The 20,199-nt window shown below is 60.6% G+C and carries 13 protein-coding genes; 2 read left to right on the forward strand and 11 right to left on the reverse strand.

The window, feature by feature from the left end; genetic code table 11:
• Window positions 1-75: 75 nt before the first annotated feature.
• Complete coding sequence (locus tag WA225_RS05890) at window positions 76-1,350, forward strand: MFS transporter (RefSeq protein ID WP_422607218.1); 1,275 nt, start codon at window positions 76-78, stop codon at window positions 1,348-1,350.
• A 178-nt stretch (window positions 1,351-1,528) separates the two neighbouring features.
• On the opposite strand, the gene hemE is transcribed toward WA225_RS05890, so the two are convergent.
• The 11 genes from hemE to WA225_RS05945 all read right to left on the reverse strand — a co-directional run bounded on the left by hemE (window position 1,529) and on the right by WA225_RS05945 (window position 17,339).
• Entirely contained in the window at window positions 1,529-2,596 is a 1,068-nt protein-coding gene (gene hemE, locus WA225_RS05895) for a uroporphyrinogen decarboxylase (RefSeq protein ID WP_008077242.1), read from the reverse strand.
• Window positions 2,597-2,843: 247 nt separating this feature from the next.
• A complete protein-coding gene (locus tag WA225_RS05900) occupies window positions 2,844-4,262 on the reverse strand; it encodes an FAD-dependent oxidoreductase (RefSeq protein ID WP_007909438.1) in 1,419 nt (472 codons plus the stop codon).
• A 33-nt stretch (window positions 4,263-4,295) separates the two neighbouring features.
• Window positions 4,296-8,741, reverse strand: a complete 4,446-nt coding sequence (gene gltB / locus WA225_RS05905) for a glutamate synthase large subunit (RefSeq protein WP_422607219.1) — start codon at window positions 8,739-8,741, stop codon at window positions 4,296-4,298.
• Window positions 8,742-9,091: 350 nt separating this feature from the next.
• A complete protein-coding gene (locus tag WA225_RS05910) occupies window positions 9,092-10,684 on the reverse strand; it encodes an AAA family ATPase (protein WP_422607220.1) in 1,593 nt (530 codons plus the stop codon).
• 10 nt (window positions 10,685-10,694) lie between these two features.
• Window positions 10,695-11,795, reverse strand: a complete 1,101-nt coding sequence (gene aroB, locus WA225_RS05915; RefSeq protein WP_422607221.1) for a 3-dehydroquinate synthase — start codon at window positions 11,793-11,795, stop codon at window positions 10,695-10,697.
• 151 nt (window positions 11,796-11,946) lie between these two features.
• A complete protein-coding gene (aroK, locus tag WA225_RS05920) occupies window positions 11,947-12,465 on the reverse strand; it encodes a shikimate kinase AroK (RefSeq protein WP_422607222.1) in 519 nt (172 codons plus the stop codon).
• Between the two features lie 4 nt (window positions 12,466-12,469).
• A complete protein-coding gene (pilQ, locus tag WA225_RS05925; protein ID WP_422607223.1) occupies window positions 12,470-14,551 on the reverse strand; it encodes a type IV pilus secretin PilQ in 2,082 nt (693 codons plus the stop codon).
• 13 nt (window positions 14,552-14,564) lie between these two features.
• The gene (locus WA225_RS05930) at window positions 14,565-15,092 is read right to left on the reverse strand and encodes a pilus assembly protein PilP (RefSeq protein ID WP_422607224.1); all 528 of its coding nucleotides are present in this window, start codon (window positions 15,090-15,092) and stop codon (window positions 14,565-14,567) included.
• Entirely contained in the window at window positions 15,089-15,712 is a 624-nt protein-coding gene (pilO, locus tag WA225_RS05935; RefSeq protein ID WP_422607225.1) for a type 4a pilus biogenesis protein PilO, read from the reverse strand. The genes WA225_RS05930 and pilO overlap by 4 nt, the downstream gene beginning before the upstream one ends.
• Entirely contained in the window at window positions 15,709-16,275 is a 567-nt protein-coding gene (locus WA225_RS05940; RefSeq protein WP_422607226.1) for a PilN domain-containing protein, read from the reverse strand. Before WA225_RS05940 ends, pilO begins: the two co-directional genes overlap by 4 nt.
• Entirely contained in the window at window positions 16,275-17,339 is a 1,065-nt protein-coding gene (locus WA225_RS05945; protein ID WP_422607227.1) for a pilus assembly protein PilM, read from the reverse strand. The genes WA225_RS05940 and WA225_RS05945 overlap by 1 nt, the downstream gene beginning before the upstream one ends.
• Window positions 17,340-17,557: 218 nt before the next feature.
• Here WA225_RS05945 and WA225_RS05950 point away from each other — a divergent pair, with 218 nt between their 5' ends.
• A complete protein-coding gene (locus WA225_RS05950; RefSeq protein WP_422607437.1) occupies window positions 17,558-20,002 on the forward strand; it encodes a penicillin-binding protein 1A in 2,445 nt (814 codons plus the stop codon).
• Window positions 20,003-20,199 lie beyond the last annotated feature (197 nt).

Genomic DNA, 20,199 nt, shown 5'->3' on the forward strand with positions numbered 1-20,199 from the left:
ATATATTGGATAGAAACATTAGCCAGCTATATGATTTTTTCATTGCCTGCCTGGCCGTGCCCTCCGAGGTCTGAAGTGAAAACTGCTGTCGCCCCCCTTGCCCATGAAGTCCCGCCCGCGGCGGCGGACGATGTCGTCGCCGAGCTGCAAGAGATCTACATCGAAAAAGGCACGCCGATGTTCATGCGCACGGTGCTGGCGCTGTTCAGCGGCGGCTTCGCGACGTTTGCCTTGCTGTACTGCGTGCAGCCGATGATGCCGCTGTTGTCCCACGAGTACGGGATCAACGCGGCACAGAGCAGCCTGATCCTCTCGGTGGCCACCGGCATGCTCGCCATCGGTCTGCTGATCACCGGGCCGATTTCCGACCGGGTCGGACGCAAACCGGTGATGGTTACCGCACTTTTCGCAGCGGCGCTGTGCACCATGGCCAGCGCAATGATGCCGAGCTGGGAAGGCGTGCTGATCATGCGTGCGCTGATCGGGCTGTCGTTGAGCGGTCTGGCAGCGGTGGCGATGACCTATTTGAGTGAAGAAATTCACCCGCAACACATTGGCCTGGCGATGGGTTTGTACATCGGCGGCAACGCGATTGGCGGGATGAGCGGGCGCTTGATCACCGGCGTGTTGATCGACTTCGTCAGCTGGCACACGGCGATGCTGGTAATCGGCGGTCTGGCGATGATTGCCGCAGCGGTGTTCTGGAAGATCCTCCCGGAATCGCGCAACTTCCGTTCACGCTCGCTGCACCCGCGCAGCCTGCTGGACGGTTTCACCATGCACTTTCGTGATGCCGGTCTGCCGCTGTTGTTTCTGGAGGCGTTCGTGCTGATGGGCGCGTTTGTAACGCTGTTCAACTACATCGGTTATCGCCTGCTGGCCGCACCGTACAACCTTGATCAGGTGTTTGTCGGCCTGCTTTCGGTGGTGTACCTGTCGGGGATCTACAGCTCGGCGAAGATCGGTTCGCTGGCGGACAAACTGGGCCGACGCAAAGTGCTGTGGGCGACGATTGCACTGATGTTTGCCGGCCTGGCCTTGACCATGTTCACGCCGCTGTTGCTGGTGATTGTCGGCATGTTGATTTTCACCTTTGGCTTCTTTGGCGCGCACTCGGTGGCGAGTAGCTGGATCGGCCGCCGCGCGACCAAAGCCAAGGGGCAAGCGTCGTCGTTGTATCTGTTCAGCTATTACGCCGGATCGAGCATTGCCGGCACGGCGGGCGGGGTGTTCTGGCATCTGGGCGGCTGGAATGGCATCGGCCTGTTTATTGGTGCGCTGTTGCTGATCGCGCTGCTGGTGGCATTGAAGCTGGCGAAGTTGCCGCCGCTCGGTGGCGTAAAAGCCTGACACAAAACCCAATGTGGGAGCGAGCTTGCTCGCGAAGGCGATGGATCAGCAACATTTGCATCAACTGACCCAATGCTTTCTCGAGCAAGCTCGCTCCCACAGTGGATCTGTGTCTGACATTGAATTGTGCAAACAAAAACGCCCGGCATTTAGCCGGGCGTTTTTTATGGTGCGGCGATCACTCGTGATACTGCGCCGACAACTCATGCACCGCACGCAGGAACGCACCGGCATGCTCCGGATCCACCTCAGGGGTGATGCCGTGGCCAAGGTTGAACACGTGGCCGCTACCCTTGCCGTAGCTGGCCAGAATGCGCCCGACTTCGGTGCGGATCGCTTCCGGTTTGGCGTAGAGCACGGTCGGGTCCATGTTGCCTTGCAGGGCAACCTTGTCGCCGACACGGGCGCGGGCGTTGCCGATGTCGCAGGTCCAGTCCAGGCCCAATGCGTCAGCGCCAGCCTCGGCGATGCTTTCCAGCCACAGGCCGCCGTTTTTGGTGAAGAGGATCACCGGCACTTTGCGACCGTCGTGTTCGCGGATCAGGCCGCTGACGATTTTCTTCATGTAGGCCAGCGAGAACTCCTGATACGCCGCCGCCGACAGGTTGCCGCCCCAGGTGTCGAAGATCTGCACCGCTTGCGCACCGGCCATGATCTGGCCGTTGAGGTACGAGGTCACCGACTGCGCCAGTTTGTCCAGCAGCAGGTGCATGGCTTGCGGGTTGTCGTAGAGCATCGCCTTGGTCTTGCGGAAGTCTTTCGACGAGCCGCCTTCGACCATGTAGGTGGCGAGGGTCCACGGGCTGCCGGAGAAACCGATCAGCGGCACACGACCGTTGAGCTCGCGACGGATGGTGCTGACCGCGTCCATCACATAGCCGAGGTCTTTGTGCGGATCAGGGATCGGCAGGGCCTCGATGTCAGCCAGGGTGCTGACGACTTTCTTGAAGCGCGGGCCTTCACCGGTCTCGAAGTACAGGCCCTGGCCCATGGCATCGGGGATGGTGAGGATGTCGGAAAACAGGATCGCCGCGTCCAGTTGTGGATAACGGTCGAGCGGTTGCATCGTGACTTCGCAGGCGAATTCCGGATTCATGCACAGGCTCATGAAATCACCGGCCTGGGCGCGACTGGCGCGGTACTCCGGCAGGTAGCGGCCGGCCTGACGCATCATCCACACCGGGGTGACGTCAACGGGTTGCTTGAGCAGGGCGCGGAGGAAACGGTCGTTCTTCAGGGCAGTCATGTCGGCATCCGGAAAAAAAGTGCGGGCATTTTCTCAGAGCGCGACGCAAAAGGCACGGATACAGGTCAGCCTTTTGTCTATCGGGTCAATTTATTGCGCTGGAACACCGACTTTGTAACACCAAAAAACACTGTGGGAGCTGGCTTGCCAGCGATGCAGACAACTCGATTTATCAGGTAAACCAAGGTGATGCTATCGCTGGCAAGCCAGCTCCCACAGGTATTGCATTGCAGTCAGCTAGACGGGATTAGACGCCCAGGTAGTCGAGGATCCCTTCGGCAGCATTGCGCCCTTCGAAGATCGCCGTCACCACCAGGTCGGAACCGCGCACCATGTCGCCACCGGCAAAGATTTTCGGATTGCTGGTCTGGTGCTTGTACTGGCCTTGCTCAGGCGCAACGACGCGGCCCTGGCTGTCAGTCTGGATTTCGAACTGCTCGAACCACGGCGCCGGGCTCGGGCGGAAACCGAAGGCGATGACCACGGCGTCGGCCGGGATGATCTCTTCGGAACCCGGGATCGGCTCTGGGCTGCGACGGCCACGGGCGTCGGGTTCGCCGAGACGGGTCTCGACCACCTTCACGCCTTCAACCTTGTCTTCACCGACGATGGCGATCGGCTGGCGGTTGTAGAGGAATTTCACGCCTTCTTCCTTGGCGTTCTTCACCTCTTTGCGCGAGCCGGGCATGTTCGCTTCGTCACGACGATAGGCGCAGGTCACCGACTTGGCGCCCTGACGTATCGAGGTACGGTTGCAGTCCATCGCCGTGTCGCCGCCGCCGAGAACCACAACCTTCTTGCCTTTCATGTCGACGAAATCTTCCGGCGACTTTTCAAAGCCCAGGTTGCGGTTGACGTTGGCAATCAGGAAGTCCAGCGCGTCATAAACGCCCGGCAGATCCTCACCGGCAAAACCGCCCTTCATGTAGGTGTAAGTGCCCATGCCCATGAACACCGCATCGTATTCGGCGAGCAGTTGTTCCATGGTCACGTCTTTGCCGACTTCGGTATTGAGACGGAACTCGATGCCCATGCCGGTGAAGACTTCGCGGCGATTGCTCAGCACGGTCTTTTCCAGCTTGAACTCGGGGATGCCGAAGGTCAGCAAGCCACCGATTTCGGGGTTCTTGTCGAACACCACCGGAGTCACACCGCCGCGTACCAGCACGTCGGCACAACCCAGACCCGCCGGGCCTGCGCCGATGATCGCAACACGTTTGCCGGTCGGTTTGACCTTGGACATGTCCGGGCGCCAGCCCATGGCGAACGCGGTGTCGGTGATGTACTTCTCGACCGAACCAATGGTCACCGCGCCAAAGCCGTCGTTAAGGGTGCAGGCACCCTCGCACAGACGATCCTGCGGACAGACCCGGCCGCAGACTTCCGGCAGGGTATTGGTCTGATGCGACAGCTCGGCGGCCTGAAGGATGTTGCCCTCGGCCACCAATTTGAGCCAGTTGGGAATGAAGTTGTGCACCGGGCACTTCCATTCGCAATACGGGTTGCCGCAACCCAGGCAGCGGTGGGCCTGATCGGCCGACTGCTGGGGTTTGAACGGTTCGTAGATTTCGACGAACTCTTTCTTGCGTTGACGCAACAGTTTCTTCTTCGGATCTTTGCGCCCGACATCGATGAACTGGAAGTCGTTATTCAGACGTTCAGCCATTGTTAAAACCTCATCAAACTCTTCAGGCGCATATCACTGCGGGTTGGCACGAGTGCTGGAAAGCAACGATTTCAGGTTGGCAGCCTTGGGCTTGACCAGCCAGAAACGGCGCAGGTAGTCATCGAGGTTTTCGGCGAGTTCACGACCCCACTCGCTGTCGGTTTCCGCGACGTACTCGTTCAGCACGTTTTGCAGGTGGCTGCGATAGGCTTCCATCGCCTCGCCGCTGATCCGCTGGATTTCCACCAGTTCGTGGTTGACCCGGTCAACGAAGGTGTTGTCCTGATCGAGCACGTAGGCGAAACCACCGGTCATGCCAGAGCCGAAGTTGTAACCGGTCTTGCCCAGAACGCAGACAAAACCACCGGTCATGTACTCACAGCAGTGATCGCCAGTGCCTTCCACCACCGTGTGGGCACCGGAGTTACGCACGGCGAAACGCTCGCCTGCGGTGCCGGCGGCGAACAACTTGCCGCCCGTGGCGCCGTACAGGCAGGTGTTGCCGATGATGGCGCTTTCCTGAGTTTTGTAAACGCTGCCCTTCGGCGGCACGATGGTCAGCTTGCCACCGGTCATGCCTTTGCCGACGTAGTCGTTGGCGTCGCCTTCCAGGTACATGTTCAGACCGCCGGCGTTCCACACGCCGAAGCTCTGACCGGCAGTGCCCTTGAAGCGGAAGGTGATCGGCGCTTTCGCCATCCCCTGGTTGCCGTGCTTGCGCGCGATTTCGCCGGAGATCCGCGCGCCGATCGAACGGTCGCAGTTGCAGATGTCCAGGTCGAACTCGGCACCGCTCATGTCGTTGATCGCCGACGAGGCCATCTCGACCATTTTCTCGGCCAGCAGGCCCTGGTCGAACGGCGGGTTGCGCTCAACGCCGCAGAACTGTGGCTTGTCCGCCGGGATGTGATCGCTGCCCAACAGCGGCGTCAGGTCCAGGTGGTTCTGCTTGGCGGTCTGGCCTTCGAGAATTTCCAGCAGATCGGTGCGACCGATCAGCTCTTCGAGGGAACGCACGCCAAGCTTGGCCAGCCACTCACGGGTTTCTTCGGCGACGTAGGTGAAGAAGTTCACCACCATGTCGACGGTGCCAATGTAGTGGTCTTTACGCAGCTTCTCGTTCTGCGTCGCAACGCCGGTGGCGCAGTTGTTCAGGTGGCAGATACGCAGGTATTTGCAGCCCAGCGCGATCATCGGCGCGGTACCGAAGCCGAAGCTTTCAGCGCCGAGAATTGCTGCCTTGATCACGTCGAGGCCGGTTTTCAGGCCGCCGTCGGTCTGCACCCGGACTTTGCCGCGCAGGTCGTTGCCGCGCAGGGTCTGGTGGGTTTCGGCGAGGCCGAGTTCCCACGGTGCGCCAGCGTATTTGATCGAGGTCAGCGGCGAAGCACCGGTGCCACCGTCGTAGCCGGAGATGGTGATCAAGTCCGCATAGGCCTTGGCCACACCGGCGGCGATGGTGCCGACGCCCGCTTCAGCCACCAGCTTCACCGAAACCAGTGCCTTCGGGTTGACCTGCTTCAGGTCGAAAATCAGTTGCGACAAGTCTTCGATCGAATAGATGTCGTGGTGCGGTGGCGGCGAAATCAGGGTTACGCCCGGCACTGCGTAACGCAGCTTGGCGATCAAACCGTTCACTTTACCGCCCGGCAGTTGCCCGCCCTCGCCCGGCTTGGCGCCTTGCGCGACCTTGATCTGCAGCACTTCGGCGTTGACCAGGTATTCCGGGGTTACCCCGAAACGGCCGGTCGCGACCTGCTTGATTTTCGAACTCTTGATGGTGCCGTAACGCGCCGGGTCTTCACCACCTTCGCCGGAGTTGGAACGCGCTCCGAGGCGGTTCATGGCTTCGGCCAGGGCTTCGTGAGCTTCCGGCGACAGTGCGCCCAGCGAGATACCGGCGGAGTCGAAGCGCTTGAGCACCGATTCCAGCGGTTCGATTTCACTGATGTCCAGCGGCTTGTCGAGGGTCTTGACCTTGAACAGGTCGCGGATCATCGACACCGGACGGTTGTCCACCAGCGAGGTGTATTCCTTGAACTTGGCGTAGTCGCCCTGCTGCACGGCGGCTTGCAGAGTGTTGACCACATCCGGGTTGTAAGCGTGGTATTCGCCACCGTGGACGAACTTCAGCAGACCGCCCTGCTGGATCGGCTTGCGCGGACTCCAGGCTTCGCTGGCGAGTGCTTTCTGCTCGGCTTCGATGTCGACAAAACGCGCACCCTTGATGCGGCTCGGCACACCACGGAAGCTCAGGTCGCAAACTTCTTCGGACAGACCAATGGCTTCGAACAGCTGCGCACCGCGGTACGAAGCGATGGTCGAAATGCCCATCTTCGAGAGAATCTTCAGCAGACCTTTGGTGATGCCTTTGCGGTAGTTCTTGAACACCTCATAGAGGTCGCCCAGCACTTCACCGGTACGAATCAGGTCGCCCAGCACTTCGTACGCGAGGAACGGATAGACCGCCGAGGCGCCGAAACCGATCAGCACCGCGAAGTGATGCGGGTCACGGGCGGTCGCGGTTTCAACAAGGATGTTGGAATCGCAGCGCAGGCCTTTTTCGGTCAGACGGTGGTGTACCGCGCCGGTCGCCAGCGAAGCGTGGATCGGCAGCTTGCCCGGGGCGATATGGCGGTCGCTCAGGACGATCTGGGTACGCCCGGCGCGCACGGATTCTTCAGCCTGATCGGCAACATTGCGGATCGCCGCTTCGAGGCCGAGGCTTTCGTCGTAGTTGAGGTCGATGATCGCCCGTTCGAAACCCGGACGGTCAAGGTTCATCAGCGAACGCCACTTGGCCGGCGAGATCACTGGCGAGCTGAGGATCACGCGCGAGGCGTGTTCCGGCGACTCCTGGAAAATGTTGCGCTCGGCACCGAGGCAGATTTCCAGCGACATCACGATCGCTTCACGCAGCGGGTCGATCGGCGGGTTGGTGACCTGCGCGAACTGCTGACGGAAATAGTCGTACGGCGTGCGCACGCGCTGCGACAGCACAGCCATCGGCGTGTCGTCGCCCATCGAGCCCACGGCTTCGTAGCCTTGTTCGCCGAGCGGACGCAGGACCTGATCGCGCTCTTCGAACGTGACCTGATACATCTTCATGTATTGCTTGAGCTGATCGACGTCGTAAAACGCCGAACCGTGATCGTTGTCTTCCATGGTCGCCTGAATGCGCAGGGCATTCTTGCGCAGCCATTGCTTGTACGGATGACGGGATTTCAGACGGTTGTCGATCGCATCGGTGTCGAGGATCTGCCCGGTTTCGGTGTCCACGGCGAAGATCTGCCCAGGGCCGACACGGCCTTTGGCAATCACGTCTTCTGGCTTGTAGTCCCACACGCCGATTTCCGAGGCGAGGGTGATGAAACCGTTGGTGGTGGTGACCCAGCGCGCCGGGCGCAGACCGTTACGGTCGAGCAGGCACACCGCGTAACGACCGTCGGTCATGACCACGCCAGCCGGGCCGTCCCACGGCTCCATGTGCATCGAGTTGTACTCGTAAAACGCACGCAGATCCGGGTCCATGGTTTCGACGTTCTGCCACGCCGGCGGAATGATCATCCGCACGCCACGGAACAGATCGATGCCACCGGTGACCATCAGCTCAAGCATGTTGTCCATGCTCGAGGAGTCGGAGCCGACACGGTTGACCAGCGGGCCGAGTTCTTCCAGATCCATCAGATCATTGGTGAACTTGGTCCGACGGGCCTGCGCCCAGTTACGGTTACCGGTGATGGTGTTGATCTCGCCGTTGTGCGCGAGGAAGCGGAATGGCTGAGCCAGCGGCCATTTCGGCAGGGTGTTGGTGGAGAAGCGCTGGTGGAACACGCAGATCGCGGTTTGCAGGCGCTCGTCGCTCAGGTCTGGATAGAACGCGGCCAGATCGGCCGGCATCATCAGGCCTTTATAGATGATGGTCTTGTGCGAAAAGCTGCAGATGTAGTGGTCGGAGTCGACGGCGTTGGCCACCGACGAACGACGACGGGCACTGAACAGCTTTACGGCCATGTCCTGGTCGCTCAGGCCTTCGCCGCCGATGTATACCTGCTCGATCTGCGGCAGGCGCTCAAGGGCCAGGCGGCCGAGGACGCTGGTGTCGATAGGCACTTTGCGCCAGCCGATCAGTTGCAGGCCTTCAGCGACGATCTCGCGGTTCATGTTCTCGCGAGCGGCTTCGGCCTTGGCCGGATCCTGGTTGAAGAAAACCATGCCCACGGCATATTGCTTGGGCAACTCGACGCTGAAGGTTTCCTGGGCAATCGCACGCAGGAAGGCATCAGGCTTCTGAATCAGCAGACCGCAACCGTCACCGGTCTTGCCGTCGGCATTAATCCCACCGCGGTGGGTCATGCAGGTCAGGGCCTCAATGGCCGTTTGCAAAAGGGTATGACTGGGTTCGCCCTGCATATGGGCTATCAGGCCGAAACCGCAGTTATCCTTGAATTCATCTGGTTGGTACAGACCTGCTTTCATAGACACTTTCTCACCAGGCTGCCTCTTTTCGAGGCAAATTTCTTTTCAATTCAACCACTTGCATCCCGCGCCGAACGTACGCCAGCTTAGCAGGGGCAAAAGGGTGGTCATTGTACACAGCGACACAGAGGCTCACAAATTTGACGACGAAATGTCGCAAATTCATGTCGCATTTGTGAAAGGTTTAAAGCGATATGCTGTGCTAGTCAAAACTTTTTTAATTTTGACCGCAACGACTCAAAGACTACTGTGACGCAGACACCACAAGGCACGCGGCCCGTAAGGGCGGCGCGCACTCGTAGAAATTTTGAGGTGCTTGGAGAGGCGGCCTGGGTAAGGCCGCCGAATCTTCAGCGAGTTGTTGCCAGTTCCTGTTGGACGCTGGCGACAGTGCGAGGCCAAGGTTTACCAGCCTGAACCTTCGCTGGCAAGGCCTTGATGGCAGAAACGGCTGCATCACGATTGGCGAAGTTGCCGTAGGTGATCACGTAGAGAGGCTTGCCGTTGAGGACTTTCTTGAAATACCGGTACTCGCCGCCCTGCTCCTTGACGAAGCTTTGCGCGGCCGTTTCCGAGCTGGTGCCGAGGATCTGCACCACGTAGTTGCTGGTCGGCTGACCGGCGTACCAGCTGCCACCGGCCGCTTTGGCGACGGTAACCGGCTTCTCGGCCGGTTTGGCAGCAGCAACAGGTTTGGCTGGCGCAGGAGCCGGTTTCGCCGCTGGTGCTGCCGGAACAGGCTTGGCGGTAGCGATTTGCGTCGGCGCTGGCGTCGGCTTGGCCGCAGGGACAGGGACCGGCGTTGGCGCAGGGCCGGCCGGAACGCCTGCCGGTGGTGCGGAGGTGGTCACGGTTGGTGGCGTTGCACTGGAGCCTTCGAGCGGCACGCCGTCGTCACCTTCAGTGATACCGCCCGCCGCTTCAGCCAACGGGCCGCGCATCACCGGTTGCGAGTTGCCGACCAGTGGCAGCGGCATCGGTTGCGTATTACCGGCGAACTCGACGTTCGGCGCGCCGCCATTGGCCGCGCCCTGGCCCAACGGCAATTGCGCCTGTTCATTGGCCGGCGCGCCGGTGGTTGGCGCCTTGTTGCGACCCGGCATCAGCCAGGCGGCGGCGACCGCGACCACAACGACGGCGGAAATCGCCAATACGTGTTTCTTCGGCATGTTGAACCCCATACTTGGACGCTTGACCGCAGAGCGGCTGGCAATCATGACTTCGATCAGAGCATCGCGAGCGACCTGGTTGATGTTGCCCGGCCAACCCTCGGCACTTTCGTGAATATCAGAGATCTGATCCGCGGTGAAAAGTTCGACACCCCGCCCTGCACCCTCGAGCCGTTGGTCGAGATACTCGCGGGTCTCTTCTTCGGTGTACGGCTGCAATTCGATGACGTGGAAGCGCTCTTCCTCAAGCTGCAATGCTTCGAGCTGAGCGATCAGCGACGACTCGCCGAACAGGAACACGTGCGGGCGACCTTCCGGTGCGCCGGCACCCAGCGCCATCAACGCTTCGAGGGCGGATTCATCGAGCTGCTCGGCGTCATCCACCAGCAGATAGACTTCCTGGCCGGTCAGGGCGAGTTGCACCACCTGATCCAGAATCGCGCCGACTTCGGCCTGAGCCACGTTCAGCGCCTGCGCGACCTGGCGCAGCACGCCAGCGGCATCGCCGGCACCACGGGCGGAAACCACCACGCTCTGCACCGACTGCTTGTTGGTGCTGGCCACCAGCGCCTGACGCAGCAAAGTCTTGCCGCTGCCCTGCGGACCAGTGACCACCAGCAGCAACTGGCTATACCGCGCCAGATGATGCAGTTGCCCCAGCACCGGCTTGCGCTGGGCCGGGAAAAATTTGAAGCCCGGCACCCGCGGCGCGAAGGGGTCGTGGCTTAACTGGAAATGGCCGAGAAACGCCTCGTCGGCATGCAAACTAGTCATCGGAATCTTATTAACCTTTAAGCTGAGCCAGGGCGCGGTAATCCGCTCCCAGCGTGGCCTGTAGAACCTCTTTCGGATAATCGTCGGTCACTACCGCTTCGCCCATCCGGCGCAGCAGCACCAGGCGCAGACGACCGTCGATCACTTTTTTGTCGATTGCCATGTGTTGAAGAAAATCGGCCTCGCTCATTTCAGTCGGCGGCACCACCGGCAGACCGGCGCGCTGGAACAGACGGATGCCACGATCACGCTCCGCATCGCTGATCCAGCCAAGGCGCGCGGACATCTCCAGCGCCATCACGGTGCCAGCCGCAACCGCCTCACCATGCAACCAGACACCATAGCCCATGTGGGTCTCGATGGCGTGGCCGAAGGTGTGACCGAGATTGAGCGTGGCACGCACGCCGGTTTCCTTCTCATCGGCGCCAACCACCGCAGCCTTGGCTGCGCAGGAGCGCTCGATCGCATAAGTCAGGGCCTTCTGATCCAGCGCGCGCAGGGCGTCGACGTTGTCTTCGAGCCAGGTCAGGAACGGCTCGTCGCAGATCAGACCGTACTTGATGACTTCGGCCAGGCCGGCGGACAGCTCGCGCTCTGGCAGGGTTTTCAGGGACGCGGTATCGATCAGCACCACGTTCGGCTGATAGAACGCGCCGACCATGTTCTTGCCCAGCGGATGGTTGATACCGGTCTTGCCGCCCACCGACGAATCGACCTGGGACAGCAACGTAGTCGGTATCTGGATGAAGTCGACGCCGCGCTGGTAACACGCCGCTGCGAACCCGGCCATGTCGCCGATCACACCGCCACCAAGAGCGATCACGGTGGTGCGGCGGTCATGACGGGCGGTCAGCAGACCGTCGAAGATCAGTTGCAGGGTTTCCCAGTTCTTGAAGGCTTCGCCGTCTGGCAACACCACCGAGATCACCGAGAACTGCGCGAGGCTGCGGGTCAGACGTTCGAGATAGAGCGGCGCAACGGTCTCGTTGGAGATGATTGCCACCTGCCGCCCATGGATATGCGGCGCCAGCAACTCAGGCTGATCCAACAAACCTTCGCCAATATGAATCGGGTAGCTGCGCTCGCCTAGATCGACCTTGAGTGTCTGCATGTGTCCCCACAGTGAAGATGGAAGCAGGCGTCCTGCCCTGAATTATTGGTTGTCTGCGGCCTATAGCGGGTATGACGCCGCTCGCACGCCATCCGCCACAACCTCGACGGCTGCGACAGGACGCCGAGGATAGCGCATTTCGGGCGATGCTTTAACGGGGTGGAAGCTGCGCGAGGCGATCAAGAATGTCGAGCACGACCATGCGTGGCGGCCGTTCGTCGGTTTCCACCACCAGATCGGCGATTTCCCGATAAAGCGGATCGCGGATCGCCAGCAGGTCACGCAGGGTTTTCGCCGGATCGGCGGTACGCAGCAACGGTCGATTGCGATCGCGCGCGGTGCGGCCGACTTGCTGCTCGACGGAGGCGTGCAGATACACCACGCGCCCGCCGTCATGGAGTGCCTTGCGATTGGCATCGCGCATCACCGCGCCACCACCGGTCGCCAATACCACGCCATCGAACGCGCACAGCTCGGCGATCATCGCCTGCTCACGGTCACGAAAGCCGGGCTCGCCTTCCTTGTCGAAGATCCACGGGATATTGGCGCCCGTGCGCAGTTCAATTTCCTTGTCGGAATCTTTGAACGGCAGGCGCAGCTCTTTGGCCAGTAACCGGCCGATGGTGCTTTTGCCAGCACCCATCGGTCCTACAAGTATCAAATTTCGCACAGAATCAACGACTCACAGCAATCGCCTGGTTATTCATGATACGTGGTGTGAGAAATACCAGCAGCTCGGATTTTTTCTCCGAAACCACATCACGCCGGAAAAGGCGGCCAAGATACGGCACATCGCCAAGAAATGGCACCTTATCTACGACCTTGCTTTGAGTATTTGAGAAAACTCCCCCAATCACGATGGTTTCGCCGTCGTTGACCAGCACTTTGGCGTTGACCTCGTTTTTCTTGATTGGCGGCACATCCTGCACTTTGTTCAGGTAGTCCGGTTCGTCCTTGGTGACTTTGACTTCCATGATGATGCGGTTGTCGGGGGTGATCTGCGGCGTCACTTCCAGCGACAGCGACGCTTCCTTGAACGACACCGAAGTCGCACCACTGGAGCTGGCCTCCTGGTATGGAATCTCGGTGCCTTTGAGGATCTTTGCGGTTTCCTTGTCGGAGGTGACGACTTTCGGCTGCGAGACGATTTCACCGTTGCCGGTCTTCTCCATGGCGGTCAGCTCAAGATCGAGCAACACGTTGTCGGTAATGAAAGCAATGCCGATCCCCGACGTGTTGCCCACGGTGCCCATGTCGACGAACGGCGAGTTGGTACTGGTGCTGCCCGGTGTTCCGATCGTTGTCGATGAACCGTTACTGACCCCGGAGGTGTTCCAGTTGCCCTTGTTCTGGATCGAGCCGCCCCAGCGCACGCCCAGGCTCTTGTCGTAATCGACGTTGGCCTCGACGATCCGCGCCTCGATCATCACTTGCCGCACCGGGATATCCAGTTGCGCCACGATCCGCCGCAGTTCGTCGAGACGATCCTGAGTCTGGTAGGCAATGATGTTGTTGGTCCGCTCATCGACGGTGATCGAGCCGCGCTCATCGATTTTCGCCTCGGCGCTGGTCACCGACTGGAACAGTTTGGCGATGTCCGCTGCCTTGGCGTAGTTCACTTGCAGCAGTTCGCGACGCAACGGCGCCAGTTCAGCGATCTGTTTCTGCGACTCCAGCTCCTGGCGCTCGCGGGCGGCGATTTCATCGGCCGGCGCCACCAGCAGCACATTGCCGATCTTGCGTTTATCCAGCCCTTTGGTTTTCAGCACCAGATCCAGAGCCTGATCCCATGGCACATTTTGCAGGCGCAACGTGATGCCGCCCTGCACCGTGTCGCTGGCCACCAGATTGAGGTTGGTGAAGTCGGCGATCAGTTGCAGCACCGAGCGCACATCGATGTCCTGGAAATTGAGCGAGAGCTTTTCACCAACGTATGCCTGACGGTCGGCATTGCGTTTTTGCAGGTCATCGACGGTCATCGGGCGAATGCTGACGGTGAGCTTGTTGTCGGTCTGGAACGTGGAGTATTCGTAGGTGCCGCTGGGCTCGACGCTGATGACCGCGCGATCAGCGCTCACACCGGCGTTGACGAACTGCACCGGGGTGGCGAAATCCTTGACGTCGAGGCGCACTCGCAGTTTTTCCGGCAACTGTGTCCGGCTGAAGCTGAGGATGATCTTGCCGTCATGCTCCTGAATGTCCGGGGCGATGGTCGGGTCGGACAGGTCGATGACCACATTGCCCTCGCCTGCCGTGCCGCGCTGAAAATCGACGCCGCGAATGCTGCGGTTTTTCGGCACGAACGCCTTGGCCGGTAGCGCGGCCGCCGTGGCCGGACGCGCTACTGCGGCGGCGGGTCGGGGCGCGGCTGCCGGCGTCCCTTGCCCCACCACCACGAACAGGTTACTGCCCTCGACCCGCGTGTTGTAGGGCGCCAGCTGCGTAAGACTGACGATCAGTCGCGTGCGGTCCTGGGCTTCGACCACCGTGGCCGTGCGTGCATTACCACTGCCCAGATCGAAGTTCTTGCTCGCCAACTGGCTGGCGACACCGGGCAGATCCAGCGCGATCCGTGCCGGTGATTCGGTGGTGTAACCCTTTGGCTGCGGCGGTGGGCCGTCGAACGCCAGCTTCAATTCGACGCGGTCACCCGGCAACGCGGCGACATCGAGCGTCTTCAGATTGGCCGCGAGTACCATCGGCGACATCAGCGCTATCCATAGCGAAATACCGAGGCGGGAGAAAATCCTGTTCATTGTTCGACTTCCACTATGAGTGCTCTTTCAAAGGAATGGTGCGCGGGCGCTCCAGCCAGGCGCCTTCGCCGTCGGGAACGATTTCGACCACATCGACCTGCGTCGCACTGATGGCCACGATGCGGCCGTCGTTGCGCCCCAGGTAATCGCCGACCTTCAACCGATGAACCCCGCCTGCCCCGCGCAACAGCGCGAAAGAGCCGGAGGCATTGGCAATCGTGCCGACCATCTCGAACTGCTCGATGTTGAAACCTTCGAGGTATTGCTTGACCCGATTGGGGTCCGGTTTGACGTTGCGCGAGCCGTGTCTTTGCCCGGCCAGATCGACACGCACCTGGCGCGTGAACGGGCTGCGCAAGTTGGCGGCGCTGTAGGTGAAGGTGGGGTAAGAGCGGAAAGTCGGAGTGGGTTCGATTTTGCCCGCCGGGCGCAGGCGTACTTCGTTCATGTAGGCGTCGAGGTCGCCAAAGTCATTCCCGCCACCACAGCCACTCAATGCCAGAAACGTCATCGGCAAGATCAGATAACGGATCGGGGTCATTTTTGCAGCCCCTTGTCGTTATACCGATAGGTCTTGGCAAGGATGCTCATGCGCAGCTTCGGCCCACCCTCTTTATCGGCGGGAGCGAGCTCGAAATCATGCAAGGTGACGATGCGTGGCAGCCCCGCCACGCCACTGACGAACGTTGCGAGGTCGTGATAGGCGCCGGTGACGGTGATCTGAATCGGCAGCTCGATGTAAAACTGCTGAGTGACCTCCGGCAGCAGTTTGATCTCTTCAAACTCCAGACCGCTGCCAAGCCCGGTACGGGTGATGTCTTCGAGCAAACCGGGGACTTCGGTATCGCTGGGCAGTTGCCGCAGCAGCACGCCAAAAGAGTTTTCCATCTCCTTCATCTGCTGGGTATAGGGCTCCAGATTGGCCGCCAGATGCGCTTTGCTGGCGAATTGCTCCTTGAGCGTGGCCTCCTCTTCGCGCTTGGCTTCGAGCTGGTTTTCCATGTCGCTGATGAAAAAGTTATAGCCAAGCGCCAGGACCAGCACCATCAACAGCGCACCGGCGATGGCTTTCACGGCGGCCGGCCAAGAGCCGATGTTGCTGGTGTCGAGGTCGTTGAAATCGATGGCGCGCAGACTGTCCAGCCATTCGGACGGCTTCATTGCTCGTCCTCCACGGTGCGGGGCTGGGTCTGGCGCACGGTCAATTCAAACGTATTGGCCTGATCGACTTGACCGGCGGTCGTCGCCTTCACCTCGTTGAGGCTCGGCGCGTCGAACCAGTCAGAGGCATCCAGATTGCGCATCAGCTCGGAAACCCGATTGTTCGACTCGGCGGCACCGCTGATCGACAGGGTTTTGCCGGCCATTTTCACGTCGGTGAAATAGACGCCATCCGGCAATGTGCGCGCCAGTTGATCGAAGATCCGCCCGCTGATCTGCCGGTTGCCCTGCAAGTCCTGGATGATGCGCATGCGTTCGACCAGTTGCTGGCGGCGTGCCTTGAGCTCGCTGATCTGCTTGATCCGCTCGTCGACCACGGCGATCTGCTTGCCGATGTAGTCGTTGCGCGCCACTTGCCGCTCAATCGCAGCGCTGATGATCTGATCAGCAATGAACACCGCCCCCACCGAACCGACCAGCACGGCGGTCAGCGTCAGCAGAAAGCGTTTGCGCCGCTCTTCGCGACGCTCCTCGCGCCAGGGTAAGAGGTTGATCCGCGCCATCAGTCGAAACTCCTGAGCGCGAGCCCGCAGGCAATCATCAGGGCCGGCGCGTCGCTGGCCAGCGCCCCGGCATTGACCTTGCTGCTCAGGGCCATATGGGCAAACGGGTTGGCGACCTGGGTAGGGGTGTTGAGACGCTGCTCGATGAGCCGATCCAGCCCCGGCACCGACGCCGTGCCGCCCGCCAGCAGAATGTGGTCGACGGCGTTGTACTGCCCCGAGGCAAAGAAGAACTGCAGCGAGCGCGAGACTTGCTGCACCAGCGCCTCGCGAAACGGCTGCAAGACTTCACTGACGTAGTCGTCGGGCAGACCGCCCTGCTTTTTGGCCAACCCGGCCTGCTCGATGGTCAAGCCGTAACGACGCTGGATTTCTTCGGTCAGTTGCCGGCCGCCGAACAGTTGTTCACGGGTATAAATAATCTTGCCGTTGTGCAGGACGCTGAGGGTGGTCATGGTCGCGCCGATGTCGACCACCGCCACTGTCAGCCGCTCCTGAGATGCGGCCAGTTGCGTGGCGAGCAGACCGAACGAGCGCTCCAGGGCATAGGCCTCGACATCGACCACCCGGGCCGTCAGACCGGCGAGCGCGAGTGCCGCCTCACGCACTTCGACGTTCTCCTTGCGACAGGCGGCCAGCAGTACGTTGACCCGCTCGGGGTTACGCGCAGACACGCCCTGGACTTCGAAGTCGATGGCGACTTCGTCCAGCGGATAGGGAATGTATTGGTCAGCTTCGATCTTGAGCTGGTTTTCCAGTTCGTCGTCGGAAAGTCCGGCGTCCATTTCGATGATCTTGGTGATCACCGCGGAACCGGCCACTGCCACCGCCACGCTCCGGAGCCCGGTGCGCGCCTTGACCAGCAAGCGGCTCAGGGCCTGGCCCACGCCTTCGAGCTCGGCGATGTTTTTCTCGACCACGGCATTCGCCGGCAACGGCTCCACCGCGTACGCTTCGACCCGGTAGCGATCACCCTGACGGCTCAGCTCCAGCAGCTTCACTGACGTGGAGCTGATGTCGATCCCCAGTAACGTATTGGTCTTTTTATTGAAGAGTCCCAGCACTACCAATTCCCTATGACTTTCCGTGAGTTACGGACTCTGTAATACGCATTGCGTTCCTTCACCCCGTCTTGACAGAAGCGCAAATGACGCCCCCAGCAGAAAAGTGCTTATAATGCCCAGCGTTTTTTTCTGCTTTTTACTGCCTGCGCGGCTGTTCTGTGTGTTGCCGGAACGCCGTCGCCAAATTCATTCTTTGCCCTGGATGTCCAAACGCCTTGATTCGTCTGCTGAAATTTTTCGGTTGGTCCATCGTCGCCGTTTTCTGCGGACTGCTTTTAGGTCTCAGCGGCGCGTTTCTTTACCTTAGTCCGGGTTTGCCGTCTGTGGAGGCTCTGCGAAGCATTCAGTTGCAGATTCCGCTGCGGGTGTACTCCAGCGACAACAAGTTGATCGCAGAATTTGGCGAAATGCGCCGTACGCCGATCCGTTTCGCCGACATTCCCCCCAATTTCATTAATGCGTTACTAAGTGCTGAAGACGACAATTTCGCCAACCACTATGGCGTCGATCCGAGCAGCCTGATGCGCGCCGCGACCCAACTGGTCAAAAGCGGACACATTCAGTCCGGCGGCAGCACCATCACCATGCAGGTGGCGAAGAACTTCTTCCTGACCAGCGAACGCAGCTTCTCGCGCAAAACCACCGAAATCCTCCTGGCCCTGCAGATCGAACGACAGCTGACCAAGGACGAAATCCTTGAGCTGTACGTGAACAAGATCTATCTGGGCAACCGCGCCTACGGCATCGAGGCGGCAGCGCAGGTGTATTACGGCAAGTCGATCCGTGACATCAGCCTGGCGCAGATGGCGATGATCGCCGGCCTGCCGAAAGCCCCGTCGCGCTTCAACCCGCTGGCCAACCCGGCGCGCAGCAAAGAGCGTCGCGACTGGATCCTCGGGCGCATGTACAAGCTCGGCAAAATCAGCGAAACGGACTACACCGCCGCGATCAACGAGCCACTGAACGCCAGCTATCACGTGCCGACCCCGGAAGTGAACGCTCCGTATATCGCCGAAATGGCCCGCGCCGAAATGGTCGGCCGTTATGGCAGCGATGCTTACACCGAAGGTTTCCGCGTCACCACCACGGTGCCAAGCAACCTGCAGGAAATGGCCAACACCGCGCTGCACGAAGGCTTGATGACCTACGACCAGCGTCACGGCTACCGTGGCCCCGAGTCGCGCCTGCCGGGCAAGACTCGCGAAGCATGGGCCAGCGAGCTGACCAAACAACGCACCATCAGCAGCCTCGAGCCGGCCATCGTCACCCAGGTCGACAAGAACGGCCTGCAAGTGCTGACCCGCACCGGCGAAGAACACGTTGCCTGGGACACCATGAAATGGGCGCGACCGTTCCTCAACACCAACAGCATGGGCGCCAACCCGCGCCAGCCGTCGGATGTCGCCCAGGTCGGCGATCTGGTTCGCGTGCAGCGTCAGAAAGACAATTCGCTGAAATTCAGCCAGATCCCGCAGGCGCAAGGTGCGCTGGTGTCGCTGGATCCGCAGAACGGGGCGATTCGCTCGCTGGTCGGCGGTTTCGCCTTCGAGCAGAGCAACTACAACCGTGCCATGCAGGCCAAGCGTCAGCCGGGCTCGAGCTTCAAGCCGTTCGTCTACAGCGCCGCGCTGGATAACGGCTACACCGCTGCGACCCTGGTCAACGACGCCCCGATCGTGTTCGTCGACGAGTACCTGGACAAGGTCTGGCGTCCGAAGAACGACACCAACACCTTCCTCGGCCCGATCCGCTTGCGTGAGGCGCTGTACAAGTCGCGTAACCTCGTATCGATCCGCTTGTTGCAAGCAATGGGCGTAGGCAAGACCATCGACTACATCACCCGTTTCGGCTTCAACAAGCAGGACCTGCCGCCGAACCTGTCGCTGGCCCTGGGTACCGCGACGCTGACGCCAATGGAGATCGCCACCGGCTGGAGCACGTTCGCCAACGGCGGCTACAAGATCACCCCGTACATCATCGACAAGATTGAAAGCCGCAACGGCGACACGTTGTTCGTCGCCAACCCGCCAACCGTGCCTCAGGGTGGTTCGGCGACGGACGGTATCGCGGCGCCACACAGCGACTCGTTCACCGTGAACGCTGCGCCTGTACCGGGTGAAGCATCGGGTAACGCGGCAGTGCCACAAGCACCCGCCGTGGCTGAGCGGATCGTCGATGGCCGCACCACCTACATCCTCAACAGCATGTTGCAGGACGTGATCAAGCTCGGCACCGGTCGTCGTGCGCTGGCCATGGGCCGCAGCGATATCGCGGGTAAAACCGGTACCACCAACGAATCGAAAGATGCCTGGTTCTCCGGTTACAACGCCGATTACGTGACCACGGTCTGGACCGGTTTCGACCAGCCGGAAAGCCTTGGCCGTCGCGAGTTCGGCGGCACCGTGGCACTGCCGATCTGGATGAACTACATGTCGGCAGCGTTGAAGGACAAGCCGCCGCATGTGCAGCCTGAGCCGGAAGGTTTGCTGAGCCTGCGCGTGGACCCGGTGAGTGGCCGCGCGGCGACGCCAAGCACGCCGGGCGCGTACTTCGAACTATTCAAGTCTGAAGACACCCCGCCGTCGGTGAATGAGCTGGGTAATGGCACAGCGCCGGGCAGCCCGCTGCCGGCGGATGAGCAGGCGCCGATCGACCTGTTCTGATCCAGCGGCATTGGAAAGCCCCGCCTTCGGTTGAAGTGCGGGGCTTTTTATTGCCTGAAGATCAAGAGCCCCTCACCCTAGCCCTCTCCCAGAGGGAGAGGGGACTGACCGTGGAAAATTCACGAGATACACCGACCTTAAAGTGCATCAGCGCCTATGGATTCAACACAACACTTTCATGTCGGCGTCACTCCCCA

This window comes from Pseudomonas sp., from assembly GCF_049300855.1.
Classification (GTDB): Bacteria; Pseudomonadota; Gammaproteobacteria; order Pseudomonadales; family Pseudomonadaceae; genus Aquipseudomonas.